Source organism: Nocardia asiatica NBRC 100129 (assembly GCF_000308415.1).
GTDB lineage: Bacteria > Actinomycetota > Actinomycetes > Mycobacteriales > Mycobacteriaceae > Nocardia > Nocardia asiatica.
The window spans coordinates 30,755-45,672 of the sequence record NZ_BAFS01000465.1 but is presented as its reverse complement, the minus strand read 5'-3'; the positions used below and the strand labels follow the sequence as shown (position 1 = coordinate 45,672).

16 protein-coding genes are annotated in these 14,918 nt (G+C 65.3%); 13 read left to right on the top strand and 3 right to left on the bottom strand.

Features of this window, described 5'->3' with window-relative positions; all coding sequences use genetic code 11:
• From ON27_RS36470 to ON27_RS36430, 10 genes are all read left to right on the top strand, one after another.
• Positions 1-1,388: helix-turn-helix domain-containing protein (locus ON27_RS36470; RefSeq protein WP_218003103.1), on the top strand; the 1,388-nt coding region annotated here is incomplete at its 5' end.
• A 10-nt stretch (positions 1,389-1,398) separates the two neighbouring features.
• Positions 1,399-2,301, top strand: coding sequence for a phosphotransferase enzyme family protein (locus ON27_RS36465; RefSeq protein ID WP_043738121.1), 903 nt, complete (start codon positions 1,399-1,401; stop codon positions 2,299-2,301).
• Between the two features lie 468 nt (positions 2,302-2,769).
• Complete coding sequence (locus ON27_RS36460; protein WP_157227812.1) at positions 2,770-3,735, top strand: hypothetical protein; 966 nt, start codon at positions 2,770-2,772, stop codon at positions 3,733-3,735.
• A gap of 416 nt (positions 3,736-4,151) precedes the next feature.
• Positions 4,152-4,712, top strand: coding sequence for a DNA N-6-adenine-methyltransferase (locus ON27_RS36455; RefSeq protein ID WP_051047421.1), 561 nt, complete (start codon positions 4,152-4,154; stop codon positions 4,710-4,712).
• Between the two features lie 184 nt (positions 4,713-4,896).
• Positions 4,897-5,223: a hypothetical protein gene (locus ON27_RS40550; RefSeq protein ID WP_051047420.1), complete on the top strand. Its 327-nt coding sequence runs from the start codon at positions 4,897-4,899 to the stop codon at positions 5,221-5,223.
• 279 nt (positions 5,224-5,502) lie between these two features.
• Positions 5,503-5,973 carry a hypothetical protein gene (locus tag ON27_RS36445; protein WP_043738117.1) on the top strand — a complete coding sequence of 157 codons (471 nt, stop codon included), beginning with the start codon at positions 5,503-5,505 and terminating at the stop codon, positions 5,971-5,973.
• A gap of 112 nt (positions 5,974-6,085) precedes the next feature.
• Complete coding sequence (locus ON27_RS36440; protein ID WP_043738115.1) at positions 6,086-6,646, top strand: hypothetical protein; 561 nt, start codon at positions 6,086-6,088, stop codon at positions 6,644-6,646.
• Positions 6,647-6,691: 45 nt separating this feature from the next.
• Positions 6,692-6,856 carry a hypothetical protein gene (locus tag ON27_RS43670; protein WP_157227810.1) on the top strand — a complete coding sequence of 55 codons (165 nt, stop codon included), beginning with the start codon at positions 6,692-6,694 and terminating at the stop codon, positions 6,854-6,856.
• The gene (locus tag ON27_RS36435) at positions 6,853-7,134 is read left to right on the top strand and encodes a hypothetical protein (RefSeq protein WP_043738113.1); all 282 of its coding nucleotides are present in this window, start codon (positions 6,853-6,855) and stop codon (positions 7,132-7,134) included. Before ON27_RS43670 ends, ON27_RS36435 begins: the two co-directional genes overlap by 4 nt.
• Positions 7,131-7,664: a hypothetical protein gene (locus ON27_RS36430; protein ID WP_051047419.1), complete on the top strand. Its 534-nt coding sequence runs from the start codon at positions 7,131-7,133 to the stop codon at positions 7,662-7,664. The genes ON27_RS36435 and ON27_RS36430 overlap by 4 nt, the downstream gene beginning before the upstream one ends.
• A 197-nt stretch (positions 7,665-7,861) precedes the next feature.
• Here the strand turns inward: ON27_RS36430 and ON27_RS36425 are convergent, their stop codons facing one another.
• Positions 7,862-8,128 (bottom strand): hypothetical protein, encoded by a 267-nt coding sequence (locus ON27_RS36425; RefSeq protein WP_043738110.1) that lies wholly within the window; start codon positions 8,126-8,128, stop codon positions 7,862-7,864.
• 708 nt (positions 8,129-8,836) lie between these two features.
• On the bottom strand, positions 8,837-9,514 hold the full coding sequence (locus ON27_RS36420) for a nuclease-related domain-containing protein (protein WP_083888079.1): 678 nt from the start codon (positions 9,512-9,514) through the stop codon (positions 8,837-8,839).
• 151 nt (positions 9,515-9,665) lie between these two features.
• On the opposite strand from ON27_RS36420, the gene ON27_RS43665 reads away from it, so the two are divergent.
• The 3 genes from ON27_RS43665 to ON27_RS36410 all read left to right on the top strand — a co-directional run bounded on the left by ON27_RS43665 (position 9,666) and on the right by ON27_RS36410 (position 12,713).
• Entirely contained in the window at positions 9,666-9,905 is a 240-nt protein-coding gene (locus ON27_RS43665) for a hypothetical protein (RefSeq protein ID WP_157227808.1), read from the top strand.
• 509 nt (positions 9,906-10,414) lie between these two features.
• A complete protein-coding gene (locus tag ON27_RS36415; RefSeq protein WP_043738106.1) occupies positions 10,415-11,602 on the top strand; it encodes a hypothetical protein in 1,188 nt (395 codons plus the stop codon).
• 151 nt (positions 11,603-11,753) lie between these two features.
• Positions 11,754-12,713: a hypothetical protein gene (locus ON27_RS36410; RefSeq protein ID WP_157227806.1), complete on the top strand. Its 960-nt coding sequence runs from the start codon at positions 11,754-11,756 to the stop codon at positions 12,711-12,713.
• A gap of 242 nt (positions 12,714-12,955) precedes the next feature.
• Here the strand turns inward: ON27_RS36410 and ON27_RS36405 are convergent, their stop codons facing one another.
• A complete protein-coding gene (locus ON27_RS36405) occupies positions 12,956-14,383 on the bottom strand; it encodes a hypothetical protein (protein ID WP_157227804.1) in 1,428 nt (475 codons plus the stop codon).
• Between the last annotated feature and the right edge of the window lie 535 nt (positions 14,384-14,918).

The following is a 14,918-nucleotide window of genomic DNA, read 5'->3' as shown; positions in this document are numbered from 1 at the left end:
CCGCTGGCGGACCGTCCGTTGTGGCGGCCGGCCGTTTCGCTCCGGCGGCTGCGCTGTCTTCAAAGGATCGGGAAGCTACGTGGGGACAGCAGTTGTCCTCGTGGCGCACCGACCACGGGATGACGCAGCTGGAACTCGCCTCTGCGTTGGTCGATCACGGCAAGGCTCTCGGCATCAGTGTGTCGTGTGATGCCCGGCGCGTCCGTCAATGGGAGACCGAGGGCCGGTTGCCGCGACCCGCGTACCGCCAACTCCTGACGGAGTTGGGCGCCCCAGCTCCCCCGCGTCGCCGCACATCGAGCGTTCTCGGGCGAGTGCCGACAGATGATGAGTCGCGTAGGAAGTTTCTGGGAGAGATCGCAGCAGCGGTCGTCGGCTCCCCTGCCGGTTTGGGGCTGTGGCGTCCACGCTTGCCCAGCAGCCAGGCACGCTTGCCCCTGCACGTGGGGTTGAGTGACGTCGCACGGTTGAGCCAGGCGACCGACCATTTGCGAGACCTCGACAGCAAACTCGGCGGAGGCTGCGCGCTGGATCCTGCCTTGGGCGCGCTGAGCCGGGGCGTCGGGCTGTTGTCCCGCTGCAGCGGCGTTGTGCAGCAGCGCATGCAGCTGGCCCTGGCAGCTTTGTCCGATGTGGTCGGGTGGGCTCATCATGACGCGGGACAGCAGCAGCAGGCGCGCCTACATTTGGCTCAGGGGCTTGGGTGGGCGCTGGACTCCGGCACCTCGGAAGGACTCAGCCTGGCAGCGGATCTGTTGTTCGGCCTCGCACGGGTGGAATTGCATGAACGCGACGCCGAGACCGCGTTGACGATGGTGCAGTTGGGGCAGATCGCCGCTACGAAAGCCGAAGATGTCGGCGCCGCGGCGCAATTGGACGCGACGGCGGCGTGGGCATATGCGTTGATGGGGAAACATCGAGAGGTTATCGACAGTCTGTCGCGGGCCGAGCACAGGATGGGCATGGTGGACGCTGCTTCCAGCGAGCCGTGGATGCAGGTCTTCTTCTCGGCCGGCGACTACGCGGGCCATCAGGCCCTCGTGCACGGCGTGTTGGCCGCCAACACCGACGACACCAAGGTGGCCGCCGCGAGTGCAGTGCGAGCAACCGAACTCACAGCCACCTCGCTGGCGTTGTCCGGGCCGGATCGCCCCCCACGGAGCATTCTGTTCGATCGGATCGTTGCCGCTACGAACCAGTTCCGGGTCGGTGATGTCGACACTGCTGTGTCGCTGACTCAGCGGGCAGTTGCCGACCTCGAGGTGATCGCTACCCACCGCGGACTCGAGCGGATGCCCGAGATCATCGCGGCGGCACAGCCGCACGCCGCTGACAGCACCGTCTCCGGCGCGCTGCACGAGGTCGAGGTTCTGGTGTCGTCATCGTAGATTCGATGGGATGACACAGCTGTCGGATGCACGCGAACACGAGCTGCGATCAGCGCTGCTGACGATCTGCGATGTGGTGGGGCTTGATGCCGAAGACGCCACGCTGATCAAGTACACCAACAACGTCGTCTGGCGGCTGGCGTCGCCCGTAGTCGTGCGAATAGGTGTCGGTGCGATAGGACGTGCACGCGCTCCACGTGTCGCCCGCTTGGCGCGCTGGCTGACCGAACGAGCGGCGCCGGTTCCGCGGCTGATGCCAGAGCTCGCACAACCAGTGATCCTGGACGACTTCGCGGCGACGTTCTGGGAGTGGTTGCCGGGGGCAGACGACCAGTGGGAGGTCACCGACCTGGCGGCTCCGATGCGGGCGATTCATGGTTTGGACGTGCCTGCTGACGTTGAGGCAGGGTTGCCCCATTGGAACCCCTTCGCCGCGGCACGGCAACGGCTCGAGGCCGCCGACCCGATACTGCCCGCCAGCGACCGTGCATGGCTCAGCGAGCAATGGGAGCACGTCGAGGGCTTCTACAGTCAGTTGCCGCCGAGTCCACACGGCATCATTCACGGTGACGCCCACACTGGCAATCTTCTTCGCGATGATCACGGACGCGCCATCCTCTGCGATCTCGACAGCGCCGGGATCGGACCGTTGCCGTGGGATCTCGCGATAAGCGCAGTCGACGCGCTGCGATTCGGACCTCGCCACGACTTCGCACGCCTCACCGCCGCATACGGTCGAGACTTCACCACTGAACCAGCATGGCCGGCGCTTCTGCGTATTCGCGAGCTCGGACTGGTCACCAGCGTGCTACCCGACCTCGCTCGCCGTCCCGACGTAGCCGCCGAACATGCCCGCCGACTCCGCGCCCTGCGCGATGGTGATTCAACCGAGCCGTGGCGACCGTATCAATGAAGACCACTCCCCGAAGATCAGTCGTCCGCGGCCCCGAGTCGGCTTGAACGCCCAACCCAAGGCCCGCCAGCTAGAGGCAACACCTCGCGGGCTGTATTCCATACGCCCTGAGACTTCAGGTCGAGCCGAAAGTGCCGACAAGGGCTGCCGAATAGCCGGTCGAATAGCCGGTGAATGACCTGTCGACAGCCGGATCACCGCTTGTCCGATGGCACCGTGATCGCCACGATCACCTGCGTCGTCACCGATGCCCCGCTCACCAGCCATCGACCACAACCTCGTCGGCGCCTACCAGCAGCTGCGAACACAAACTCGCTCCGATAGTCACACCAGCTGGGCGAACAACCACCCCACCGCCCACGCTGACCGATCAGGATCGACACCACCCGCCGGACACCACGCCACAACCTCACCTACGCACCGAACCGCAGCCAGCCGACTACATCCGCCGCAACCGACGAGGACTTCATGACCAGCGACCCTCCCGACCCGAAAGCTCCAACCCTCAACGACTCACCGCGGTGGTGGCACGTGCGCATTAACGGTGTGGAAGTGCGCACGTTGTTCCCGCCTCCGTTCAGTGAAGGCACCTACGACGGATCCGTCGTCGACGGCGAGCTGACACAGCAGCAACAACGAACCCAACGTGCCGTCCACGAGGCCGGACACGCCGTTGTGGGAATGGCACTGAAACTAGACGTTCTCCGTGCCGAACTCCACGAAACACCGAGGGCAACGCGGAGATTCAGTCAACAGCACCTGCACGAGAGAGGACGCGTCCTGGCCCACACGAATGGGGCACCTCTCGGCGACATCCTCACAGTGCTCGCCGCTGGAGTGCGGGCCGCGCACCGCTGGCTCGAGGACAATGGCCTCCTCAACGAGATCACCGCCTTCGGTAACGACGCCGTCCACGGTTTGAGCGACCAAGCCGCCATGCACGCCGTCGCCTCCGGCCACGCCACCACGCTCACCTGGGGCCAGGGGCGCGCCGACGGCCGCATCGACATCACCGATGTCTACCAGCACGCCGACACCCTCATCACCCAGCATTGGCCTGCCATCACCCGCGTGGCCGACCACCTGTTCACCTACGGCCATGCCAACCAGCACGAACTACAGGCTCTGACGCGCCGCACACAGCACAGCCGCCCGAACATGCCCGAGCTGGCCGCCGCCGCACTCGCCCAACCCGCAGCCGACCGCACAAGCCTCAGACCCGAACAGCAGCCAGCCGAGGACACCGCCGCACCAGACCTTCTCCAACGCCTGGCTGCGCTGTTGGAACGCCGCGACACCCCCACCCAGGCCACCGCCCTCTCACCGGCACAAGCATATGCCCGTTTCCTCGTCAACCTCGACACACCCGACTGGACCAGTTGGTCGACCATTTCCGCCGCCCACGCCGAGCCAACCGACACCCCCGGACTCTGACCCAGCGCCACTCGCGAGCGCCGAAAAACGACTGTGACCGGCCCGAACATCCGCTCCACTACGCTCGCGCACTACAACAGACGCACCGCGACCTGCTTGCCGTCAGGGCCGCCGCCAACACCCCGCACCTGCTTCGTCCGATGAGGACTTCGATCCCGCAATCCGTCACCGGGCTGGCCGCAGAGCTCAACGCACGCTTCGCTGCCGCCGAGGCAGCCTTCACCACCCACCACGAAGTCATCGAGGCCTCGCGCACTGCGCAAGGAAGCACGAACTCCTCGACCGCATCCCCGATCCGGCCCACGACGACCCCGACGAACCGCCCGTCACCGCCAGCGTCTCCCCTCCACCACAAACCGACACCAGCGTAGGCATCTACGTCGACCTCCTACATCCGAAAGAAATTGCAGCACACCATGATCGACACTTCCGCCAGCAGCCATACCCTGCGTGATCAAGGTCGCGGTATCAGCGGCCACGGCTCCGCCCGCCCCCAATCCCGCGTCTGGCTCACTCCACCCGGCCTCATCACTGCACTCGGACACTTCGACCTCGACCCCTGCGCCGCCCCCGAACCCCGCCAATGGAGTACCGCCGCTGCACATATCGCCCCACCCGACGATGGTCTGGCCTCCGCCTGGCACGGCCGCGTCTGGCTCAACCCACCCTATGACCGCACGCTGCCGCACTGGCTGGCCAAACTCGCCGACCACCCCGGCGGCGGCATCGCGCTCACCTTCGCCCGCACCGATACCAGCTGGTTCCACGATTACGTTCTGACCCGCGCCACCGCCATCCTGTTCCTGCGCGGGCGCCTACACTTCCATCACCCCGACGGCACCCGCGCGCCCCATAACGCCGGCGGCCCCTCGTGCCTGATCACCTACACCCGCCACGACGCCACCCACCTCGCTGGATCCGGCCTCCCCGGTCACTACACACCCCTGCGACCCAGGCCCGCGGCAGGAGAAGGCTGAGACACCGGCGAACCGAGCCGGATTGACACTCGGCACTTCCGACGTCGATCCTGCGCCGCCCAGCACTCGCGTCCGAATTGATCCCGGGCGGACCATGCGCGTCTGCGCGGTCTGCACTGTCAGTCGGCACCAAGTTCCGGCATCGTCACGTAATCTCTGGCCAGACCGATCAAGGACAGAGCCGATGAGCGAACCTTCCGACTTCCGCGATGGCCAGCCGGTGACACCGGTCGCCTCACGGGAGCCGTTCGAGATCCGCGTGTGCGCAGACCGCTGCACCACCTGCATACTCCGGCCCGGCAACCTGATGAACCTCATTCCAGGCCGCCTCGCACAGCTGGTTCAGGAAGCTCTCGAGCGCGAGAGTCACATCGTCCGCCACCGGACCTTCGACACCGGCCGCGGCGCCATCTGCCGAGGATTCGCCGACCACCCGGACGCCAACCACCGCAGCCACGCCCTGCGGATCGGCGCAGCGCTGGGCATTCTCACCGAAATCGACCCGCCCTAACCTTGGCAGGCGACGGCGCCGACACAGCTGGGGCGATCTGATCCGGTGCCAAATCCTCAGCTGGACACGAGCATTCCACCATGACCGACGACACCCAGGGCGACACCATCCCGCTGACTGACCCCGCTGCCCCACAACCACCCCGGTGAGGTGGCGCGCATCCACTTGGCACAGCGAGACGGTATGAATCGTGGATAACAACAGTTGCACTCGCATACAACGTGCGCCTACGATGTACCAGAGTTCAAACCACTTCATCCCATATTCATTGGAGCCAGTGTGATCCTGACGCATCTACCTGACAGCTGGCCGCGGGTTCTGGCAGGCGAGCTGACGCCCGAGGAAGCAACCCTCGGTGACTGGTACAACCTCGCGGACAAGCGCATCGAGGAATACGGCGACGTCGTGCTGGGCATCTACGAGAACCGTGTGGTGACCGCCTACAACGTGACGTCATGGCGTCGAGCCGGCGACCGCCGCGTCACCTTCGAAGGTTCGCCCTCCGAAGAGTGGAAACACCTGATAGGCACCCCGAATCCAGGCAAACTCTGGGGTCTGCGTGGCATGGCACGGCCCGTCCAGTACCTCGACACCCGCATCGTTCGAGCCACAACGGCACCGACCGAGCCCAGCACTGAGCACCAGCGGGCCACCGTAGACGGCTTCACCCTCGCTGTCGGACACGACGGCGACGCCGTCCTCACTGTTCCCGCAGGCCGCAGAATCACCATCCAGACAACACCGGGGTGACCTCACGCCCGCCCGCGACATCGCATTTGCCCCACTCCAACCTCCACCCGCCGACACAGCCCTGACCGACCGACCGAAATCGAAAACTCCAGCCTCGCAGGAGCATTGCGCCATGACCGACAACACCGGCCTCTACCCCACCGGCTACACCCCCACCGACTCCGACACCACTTACTACGCAACCTCCGGCGACGCCTCCCCAGAACTCATCGACGCCATCCGCGCCGTCGCCACCATCCACGACGAAGAGCCCTACGACCGCAGCGGCGTCCCGAAGACCTTGCGCTTGATCACCTACCCCGCCTCCGGCGACGCCGCCGACCGCTGGGCGGTGTGGGGCACCGACATCACTACTGGTGAGCACTCGATGAAACTGCATGGCGCCGACGAAGATGCCGCCCGCGCCCGATATCTCGAAGAACTGTCCACCTGGTACATCGCCAACACCACGAACGAACGCGCCACTGCCACCACCCGCCGACACCGCAACGAGCACGAAACGGACACCACCCTCGAAACCCATGAGGACCTCGAGCGCCTGCCCGCGGGAAAGGTCATCGACGATCAAGGCCTGCTGGCGATAAAGACCGGCACCGGCACATTCCTCTACCTCGCCGATGGCCAGCACTGGGAACCAGGACTGCCCGCAGAACTCGCCCAAGCTATCGCGTAACTCCCCGAAGTCCACGTCGACGAATTCGGCAACACCACAGTTCCCGTGGAGTTGACCGACGACAGACCTGGCAAGGTGCACATCCGCCGAACCGACGGCCTCATCGACTACACCGGCGCCTTCAGTCCCATGACCCCCGCGAACACCCTGTCGCTGGCCGCCGCACTCATCGCCACCGTTCTCCACCAGCGGCAGCAGGAAACCCGATGACCGATAACACCGAACTGCCCGCCGAATGGGCCGTAGCGGGCACCACCGTCTACGAACTGCACTGCGGCACCCGCCGCGGTCCCGAGCAGCCGATCAGCCGCGCCGCCACCACGATCGCCCACGCGGACAGCAAGCGTGTGGTGGCGGACAACGGCGGACGCTACCGCGTCAGCGATCGCTCGGCCAGTGGCGAGCACATCCGGTTCTACCGCGACGATCCGGACTCGTCGGCGCGCTACTTCCTGCTCATCGGCCCCAATGATCCCCTCAGGCAATGACCACCGTCCCGCCCGCGCACCGTGGCCACATCACAGTGGGATGGTCCGCAGCCGATCACGGTGTTTCCTCCCCGCAGCGGTGGTGGGCATCGGCCGCGCTGCCGCGGCTGGTGGCCACCATCCGGGAAGCGCAGTTGCCCTGGGCATGCGCGATCGCTTTAACCGCCTACCACCAGCTGTACGGAGTGCCACTGCTGGGCCGCACGCGGGCGGTCTACCGCACCGGCGGCGGGCACGTCATCAAGATCCCGCACACCTGGGAAGGATTGCACGCCAACCATGTTGAAGCAGACCTCGCCCATGCCTCCCACCCCGAGATTCCAATGGCACCGACCGAACTCGTGCCGGTCGAGCATCTGCCAGCGGTGGTCGCCGCCGCTCACGGCCGCAACGCCGGAATCGCCCGGGCACAAGAAGTTGCCCCCGTGCGGGTAAGCGACTACAGCAAATTTCCGATGTGGGTCCGCCACATCGATTGCGCCCAAGTCGGGTACCTACCCTGCGGGCGGCTGGTCGCCTACGACATATAGCAAGTAGCGCCCACCCCGAACCGCAGACCTTGTTCTCCGAGTAACTTCACGACTTCTCAGCTCACCCCGCTGACCTCACACCGAATTCCCGCAGCACCCCGAACCACCGCTCACGACGCGATCACTGCCCTGTCGCGCGGCTCACCAGCCGAACGGAGGAAACTTCAGCCATGAAATGACGAGAGCTCGCCGGCGGGTTACGCGCCGACCGTCGCAGGGCGTGGGCGCTGCAACGACGTCGGCTGCGACGCGGCGAACTGTGCGGCCGTGACCGCCAGCGCGGCTACGACCCCAAAGGCTGCTGCTACCTCGACGCCGTCGGCGTGCAGCATCAAGACGGCTGTGGCCATCACCACGAACGCGAGCACCCGCACCCGGAAGTCCTCGATGATCAGCTCGCGCGGTCCACGCCGCCGCGGGCCGCATCCAAAGCCGTCGATAGGCAGCAGAGCGAATGCAACCATTTCCCAGAACCTTCATTCACTACGTCCGGACCTTCACCGTCGGATCACCAGCGTTCTGGCCTGCCACCCGCGGGTTGCCCTCCGCAGGTCAGCCAGTCGATTGCGCCGACTTCCAGTCTTGCCCATTCGCCCGTTTGCGGCCGCATCGAAAGCGGCTATCGGCGGTAACACTTCGCGCCCGACGAACAGGCACACCTACACGGCGCGCGTGGACTCCACGATTGCCCGTCAACACCCGCGAGCCTTCATCACCGCCGATGTGTTGCCACCACGAACCGCTTGCAGCCGCCGCAGCTGTCGCAGTAGCTAATCCGTCTGCAAAGCAATGCTTTTGGGTCTTCTTCTGAGCCGCAAGCTGGAAAGAAAAGCGTGGCAACACCGACATCGCTGTCCGGGGCGCGTCCGGACTTCCTCGACCCCACCACCCCGGACAGCGATAGTTGCCGGAGTCGGGATCACGCCGATGTAGCCTCCGGGCTGCGTCGGCTCATCCGACGAGAGGGTCGTCCACTACGTCCGGGCGCACTCGACGCCGGTCTACCCGTTGCCCCGGGCAGACCGGCCACCGACACCTACTGCCCGCACTTCGAGCTCGGAGAATGTCCGGCGGCGTAGGCGTATTCCGCGCGCTTCCGACAGGTTGCCGGGCCTGGCCGCAGTGGCGCTCAAGGTCCGAAGGCGATGCTTTGCGGTACGGCCGGAGCGGGCTTAGAACGGCGCATCGCCGACATCCACCCGGGCTTGGTAGGTGCTGGCTTCGCCGAGGGCTGCGGCCAGTTGGTAGCGACTGTCGTAGAGGTGTTCGAGGCCGAGGTTGTCGATCGCCTCGGCGACTTGGTCGCTGCTCCACTGCACCGGGTCGTCGGAGAACGTGTCGAGGTAGTAGCGGAATACGTCGAAGTCCTCGACGACGATGGTGGTGTCGCGGGGAAGGTCGCCGTAGTCCAGGGACGGGACGTCCTGGCCCGGCAGCAGCATGACCAACACCAGGCCGTGGACGTAGCGGCGACGGCCGGTGGAGGCCGAAAGCTGATTCTTCGCGGCCATGGTGTTGGCGAAGACCTGGTCCATCGGGTTGTGGCCATGATCGTTGCCGTAGATGTCGGCCACCCGCCCATCGGCCATCCGCCACGGCCCGTTCGGCGGGATCCGCAGTACGCCGTCCTGGCGGGTTCGGAAGCCTTTGACCTCGACGACCACGCACTGCTGCGGTGTCCACAGCAGTGCGTCGATCTGATGGGTGTGGCCGCGGTTGGGAACGTGGATGTTCAGCAGGGCTACACCTGGTTGGGCGGGGCTCCACTGGATCCACTCGGCGAACCGCTGTTCAGCCGGTGACAGCCGCGAGGCGTTGTTGATCAGCAGCAGCACGACAAGCCTCCCCATTTCGCCAGCCGGCCGCGGGCCCACCCCTGCGAGAAACCGACGGAATTCTCAAGGCTATCTCGCGAATCTGCTCCCCGGCAGCATGTTTCGGACACGCGGCAGGTGTTCGGTCTTCTTCCTTGTGTCAGTGGCAACGGTGACAATGCCCGCCATGGGTCAACTGTGGGTTTCTGTAGAAGAGCATGCCGGATGGGTCCGTGCTGACCAGGTGGTCGAGGTCAGCGCGCGTGAAGTCGATCCGCGTCGAGGGGGGCGTGAGCAGTCGGGCAACGCCGATGTGGTGATCAAGTTGTCCACCACCTCAGGCTCCTGGGACTGGGTCGACGGCGGCCAGGGTGACGGATCCCTCAACCCCTGTCTTTACCTCCTGTGCCGACGCGCCGGGGTGTGAGGCGTACCAGATGGCTTGGCGAGTGACCCCAGCTCTGATCAAGCACGCTGACCGACCTGCTGTGCTGCGCGTGGTCAACGGCGAGCCGAAAATCGTCCCGATACAACGGTGGGACCAGGAGGAAGACCGGCCAACCGTGATCTCGTAGGTGCACATACCTGCCCCAAGCAGGTGTGCCGGCTGAATCGGAGTCATGGCCATCGAGCCACAGTGTCGACACTGCCTGGGTCCAGCGTTGTGAAATCTGCGGCCGCAGGATCGCTGAGTTGGCTACCACTCCCGGCAGCAGCGCTTTCAGATGAGCCGGGCGGCCTGGACACAGGTGAGCCGGAGAGTGCGTCTGTCAACGCAGCCAACCGATCGGTTCAGCTCACCACAGCGCCGTCCAGTAGGTTCGCTCCCCCAGCTTGTGTGCCTTCAGCGAGTGTGGATGGGGCCGATTGTCCCGCCGCAACAGCCCTATCGTGCGGGGCGTCTGAACATCTCATCCACTCCGCAAGGCAGGTTCTATGCCCTCGACCGCTGACGGCGCCGACCTCACTCCGATGGCCGTCACGGAGTACCTGCTGCACACCGGCTGGCACTTCCTCGGGATTCTTCCTGGTACCGATTATGTCACCAGTTGGCGGCATCCTTCCTTCACCGACAGCGGCCTGCTGGCAGCTCTTGCCACCGAGCGCCCGAGCGCGGCAGGGCTATTGCGGCAGGCTGTCCGCCGATTGGCAGACGTGGAGCAACTCGACCACACCGAGACCTTGCGCGCCATCGAGCACCATGCCCGCACCCGTGCCACTGACGATGGCCGTGCCGCCACACCGGACGCAAGTCTTCACCTAAGCATCGCCCCTTCAGGTGAATCGGAGCAGAAACTCCGCCGCGACTACGACACCTTCTACCACCTGACACAAGGTGCGGGGAAGGGCACATTGGCCGACTGGGAAAAGGCCACTCGTATTCGCGATCGCTGGCATGGCCCGGGGGGCGGCGGCGTGTTCGACACCGCCTGGGAGCTTCTGCATGCCACTGTGGTGGCTTCGAGTGTGTACCCCAAAGACACCGCGTTGCTGCTCGCCGCGCTGGCCCGTTATCCCAGATCGGTGGACGGGATGACATTGCGCCATCACTTGCAGGCTCGGCGCCTCACCTACGGACCTCATGCCGCGGCTGGTATCACCCCGGTGGCGCACGCGACCAGGGTGGCGTTTCCAAAGATCACCGAGGCACCGTTTGGTGGTGCGCTGCCAGCGTTGAACGAAACAACACCAACGCGCGCAGCCGACCTGCCTATTACCTACACCGCTGGAGGCTTCGCCGTTTACGGCGAGGATTTCACCGACACGTACGGCAATACCATCAGGGTTCAGGAAGCGGGTTCTCATGCATGGGTGTTCATCGAGGACTTCAATGGCGCATCAGTATCCCTGCACCTTAACGAGAATCAGGCTCGGATGCTGCGCACTCGCCTGGACGCGGCGTTCCCAGGCCTCGATCAGTCCCCGGCGACGCCCGCCCATGAGGCCACGCCTGGCTACTCCGCGGCGGGTGATCTGGATCGAGCTGCTGCGGAAGCGGTGTCCGCGCAGCACGCCAGTGACGCTGATCGGTCTCTGGACGCCTTGACCGCCAGCGACAGCTTTCTACCGGATGGACAAGAGCTCAATACTGTCGGCGAGTCAGGCGAAGCTCCCGCGCTGTAATAGACCGCCCGCTCCGATGGAGGAATCAAGGATGCAATGTAGTGGCATTGCTCGGCCCGCGCGGCGAATCAATCTCAGAGTCAATAATTCTCGTCGGCTCGCGCCGACGATCTTCAAGCTGGGAGTTCTGTGGGCGGCGCTTCTACTTTCGGTGACGTTGCTGACTGGATGCGTGCATGACATCACTGGAGCCGCGCTTCCTGCGATTGCCGACAACGGCCCGTCGAGTTACCGACGGGGATTGAGCGCTGAAGACCAGGCGCGACTGGCAGTGTCTGACCGTGTGCGGGAGCTCGACCCCTGCGGCTTCGTCAACGAGGCCGCGGTGGCGACGCTCGGTGTGCCCATCTACTTCGGGCAGGGCCAGGGCTTCGACAGCTGCATTCTCCGGTTCCAGCCGAGCATCGGACCCAGCCGGATCTACGAGGTTACGATCGACACTGGCCTGCGCGATACCGAAACACCCCCGACGACCATCCACAGTGTGCCTGTACGTCTTCGGCCGGCCGACGGCTGCATGGCCACTGTCCCCTATAAGCCGCGTGACTTCGTCTTCTGGCTGAAGGGCCGGGAGAACTCGAACACGTGCACAGAGGCCGTCGCGTTCGTGCGCGCCGCTCTCCCGATGCTGCAGAGCAGGCCCGTACGGGCGCGCTCGCAGCGCGTGCTCGATACCCCGCTGGCGCGGCTGGACCCGTGTGCTGCGTTGTCGATCATCGGCAAGAATCGCCCGAGACTGGTTGTCGACACGAAGCTGCGGCCCTACTTCTGCACGTTCGCGCTCGACAGCGGCGACACAACCACTGCCCAGAACATCGCATACACCCAGAAGACGCTCGAGATGCTGCAAGCCGCACGCGAGGACGGGAAGGTCCACATCCTCGGCGCCGGACAGATGCACATCAGCACCGGAACGAAAGACAGCTCCACCGGCTATTGCGCCGCAGATCTCTATCTCAACGTCGGATCTCCGCACCGCCGCAACATAACTGGCGATCTCAGCCGCCGCGGACCAGAACACTGGGTTGACGTCGTCAGTATGACGACACTGGCGGGTTGCGTTGCGCTGCGGGATACGGCGACTGCAATCATGCAGTTCTACGGTAGATAGTTGGGCGGAGCAGACAACGCGAGCACCCGCCGCGGCCGCCCTGCATGGTCGTCGACCTCAGTGGGATAGCGGTGACGGCTTGAGAGCTGGGGCGGCGTAACGCATGTAGGTGAGCTGAGCGGCACCGCACAGAGTGCGCACGCCTGCGACGTATCACCGCGGGCCCGCCCGAACCTGGCTGAACGAGTCCCCCGCAGGAAAGGCACCCCTGCGGGAGCGGGCGGCTCGTTCGAACCACAGGCTTATCCCAGCCAGCGACCGCGGGCTCGCTCGAGCTCTGCCCGGGAAAGCACGGCGCCACTCGTTTGGGTACTGATGGTCAGCTCCTCCAGTCCGGCCGGTGCTCCATAGTATGCGTCGGCAGCGGGGGCGTTGATGTCGTCGAGGAGGCGGTCGATCAACACTGCAAGGGTGCGCGGCCCGGCTCCGTCGTAGCCGAAGGACAGTCCGAAGCCGCTGATCTGCGGTGCCGGATACAGCGTGCCGTCGGCGACTCTGACCCACACCTGGCGGCTCAGGATCATCTCGCTCAGAGGTGATGTCGCGGGCAGCCGCCACGGAGACACCGCGCGAATCTTCTGGTTGGTCAGGCGAACGGCGGGTGCATCCGTTTCCGGATCGACCAGGAACTGCTCGACCTTCTCTTGGTCGCTGTCGAGTACCAGCTCGAACGCGGCGGTCAGCCGCTGCGGCGGTTGTAAGCGTGCTGCCCATTCGATGGCGGCTGCATCCTGCTCGGGGTCGATGATCCTGCTGCTGCTGTATGGCAGCGCGGCGCCGCCGTCGTAGGCGACCAGTTCGCGGATTGTGGTCTTGGCCAGTGAGTCGGTTCGGGAGAGGATTTCCAGCCAGCCGGCACGGCGCACGGGGTCGTCGAGCAGGGGCGGTGGTGGCACTGGCATCGGCTCGGCCGCGATCTGCACCCATTTCGCGCGATTGTCTTCAATGATGGCGTCGATATCGGCGCGGGCGTCGCTGGTCGCTTGTTCCTGGACGTGCTGCACCAGTTCAACCAGCACCTGGTGGGCAGGCGTGCCCGAAGGCAGCGCCGCTGCCAGCCGCAGAATCGTGCCCGCGTCGATCTCGGGAACAGCGGCCACGAGCTCGGCGGGCATTCCTGGTCGCCACCGGCGCATCACCCCCGGCACCCGCAACTTGAGACTCCAGTACGGCGCTCGACCCCCCAGCACCTGTGCCAGATCCGCCCACCGCCACTCATCGACCTGCAGCTCCTGCGCGTCGCGTACGAACAGCACCGGGCCAGATGCACCGATCTGCCCGTTGACCTCTACGACCCTGGACACGACGGGCCATAAGCTCGCCGCCTCCTCGAACGACAGGTTCCGCAATGGCAGCACTTTCCACACGATCCGCAAGGGGACTGTCTCGACGCGCCAGTCCTGCACCACACCGCCATGGATTTCTCGCGTGCCGAGGTACTCCACGCGCCCGGACCGTGACCAATGCTCAAGCGGCACCACCGCGGCGAGATCTGGTCGGGTGCCGGCCAGCCATGACCACACCTCAATGGCACTCCAGCAATCTTCTGCGTCGATTCGCCTTGGCGGCGGGAACTCATGCCGTTTTATCTGTTGGCGCACCCAACGCTGGTCCACATCGAACACCGAGCACACCTGATCGAGGTTGAACCACTCCCCCGCATCCGCCATCGCGGTCTACCCCCTTCTGGCATCAGATCGTCTATGCCAGTTCACAATAGGCGCGCCAGGCGCATTGTTAGCTCTGGCCACCCTCAGCCCATGCCGACAAGACCCATCACAGCATCGCGGGTCCGTGCTGAAATCCACACTTGCCGTGCGACTTTGAACAGCGATCGCCGCTGAGATCGATAACGTCGTGCAGGACGTCGCGACAACGAGGCAGCAGTCGTGGCCGCCCGCGCGCCGGTTCAGCGTGCGACGCACCGAGTGGGAGAAGCCGAGTTCATGCACGATGCAGCGCCCGACACGCCCCCTGACGACACGCCTGAGATAGCAGAGCCAGGCCAGGAATGCTTCGACACCGCTCCGCCCCCGAGCCGCGAGGATGTTGCCGTAGAACTCCTGACCAAGGCCCGTCTGTCCGACTTCCGCTGGCTGTAGCGATTTCGGCCTACCTGTTTCGCCGGAACCACACCGACAGCCCAGGTCTGCGATGGTGACCCACGTGGACGACCGGGCCCGGGCCGCCGCAGCGTGGAGTTCA

What these genes read in the sequence shown, in the direction of transcription:
- ON27_RS36435 (WP_043738113.1), top strand. Translation starts at nt 6,853, where the DNA reads ATGACCGATAACACCGAACTGCCCGCCGAATGGGCCGTAGCGGGCACC.
- ON27_RS36440 (WP_043738115.1), top strand. Translation starts at nt 6,086, where the DNA reads ATGACCGACAACACCGGCCTCTACCCCACCGGCTACACCCCCACCGAC.
- ON27_RS36465 (WP_043738121.1), top strand. Translation starts at nt 1,399, where the DNA reads ATGACACAGCTGTCGGATGCACGCGAACACGAGCTGCGATCAGCGCTG.
- ON27_RS36430 (WP_051047419.1), top strand. Translation starts at nt 7,131, where the DNA reads ATGACCACCGTCCCGCCCGCGCACCGTGGCCACATCACAGTGGGATGG.
- ON27_RS36420 (WP_083888079.1), bottom strand. Translation starts at nt 9,514, where the DNA reads ATGGGGAGGCTTGTCGTGCTGCTGCTGATCAACAACGCCTCGCGGCTG.
- ON27_RS36425 (WP_043738110.1), bottom strand. Translation starts at nt 8,128, where the DNA reads ATGGTTGCATTCGCTCTGCTGCCTATCGACGGCTTTGGATGCGGCCCG.
- ON27_RS43665 (WP_157227808.1), top strand. Translation starts at nt 9,666, where the DNA reads ATGGGTCAACTGTGGGTTTCTGTAGAAGAGCATGCCGGATGGGTCCGT.
- ON27_RS36405 (WP_157227804.1), bottom strand. Translation starts at nt 14,383, where the DNA reads ATGGCGGATGCGGGGGAGTGGTTCAACCTCGATCAGGTGTGCTCGGTG.
- ON27_RS36455 (WP_051047421.1), top strand. Translation starts at nt 4,152, where the DNA reads ATGATCGACACTTCCGCCAGCAGCCATACCCTGCGTGATCAAGGTCGC.
- ON27_RS36415 (WP_043738106.1), top strand. Translation starts at nt 10,415, where the DNA reads ATGCCCTCGACCGCTGACGGCGCCGACCTCACTCCGATGGCCGTCACG.
- ON27_RS40550 (WP_051047420.1), top strand. Translation starts at nt 4,897, where the DNA reads ATGAGCGAACCTTCCGACTTCCGCGATGGCCAGCCGGTGACACCGGTC.
- ON27_RS36460 (WP_157227812.1), top strand. Translation starts at nt 2,770, where the DNA reads ATGACCAGCGACCCTCCCGACCCGAAAGCTCCAACCCTCAACGACTCA.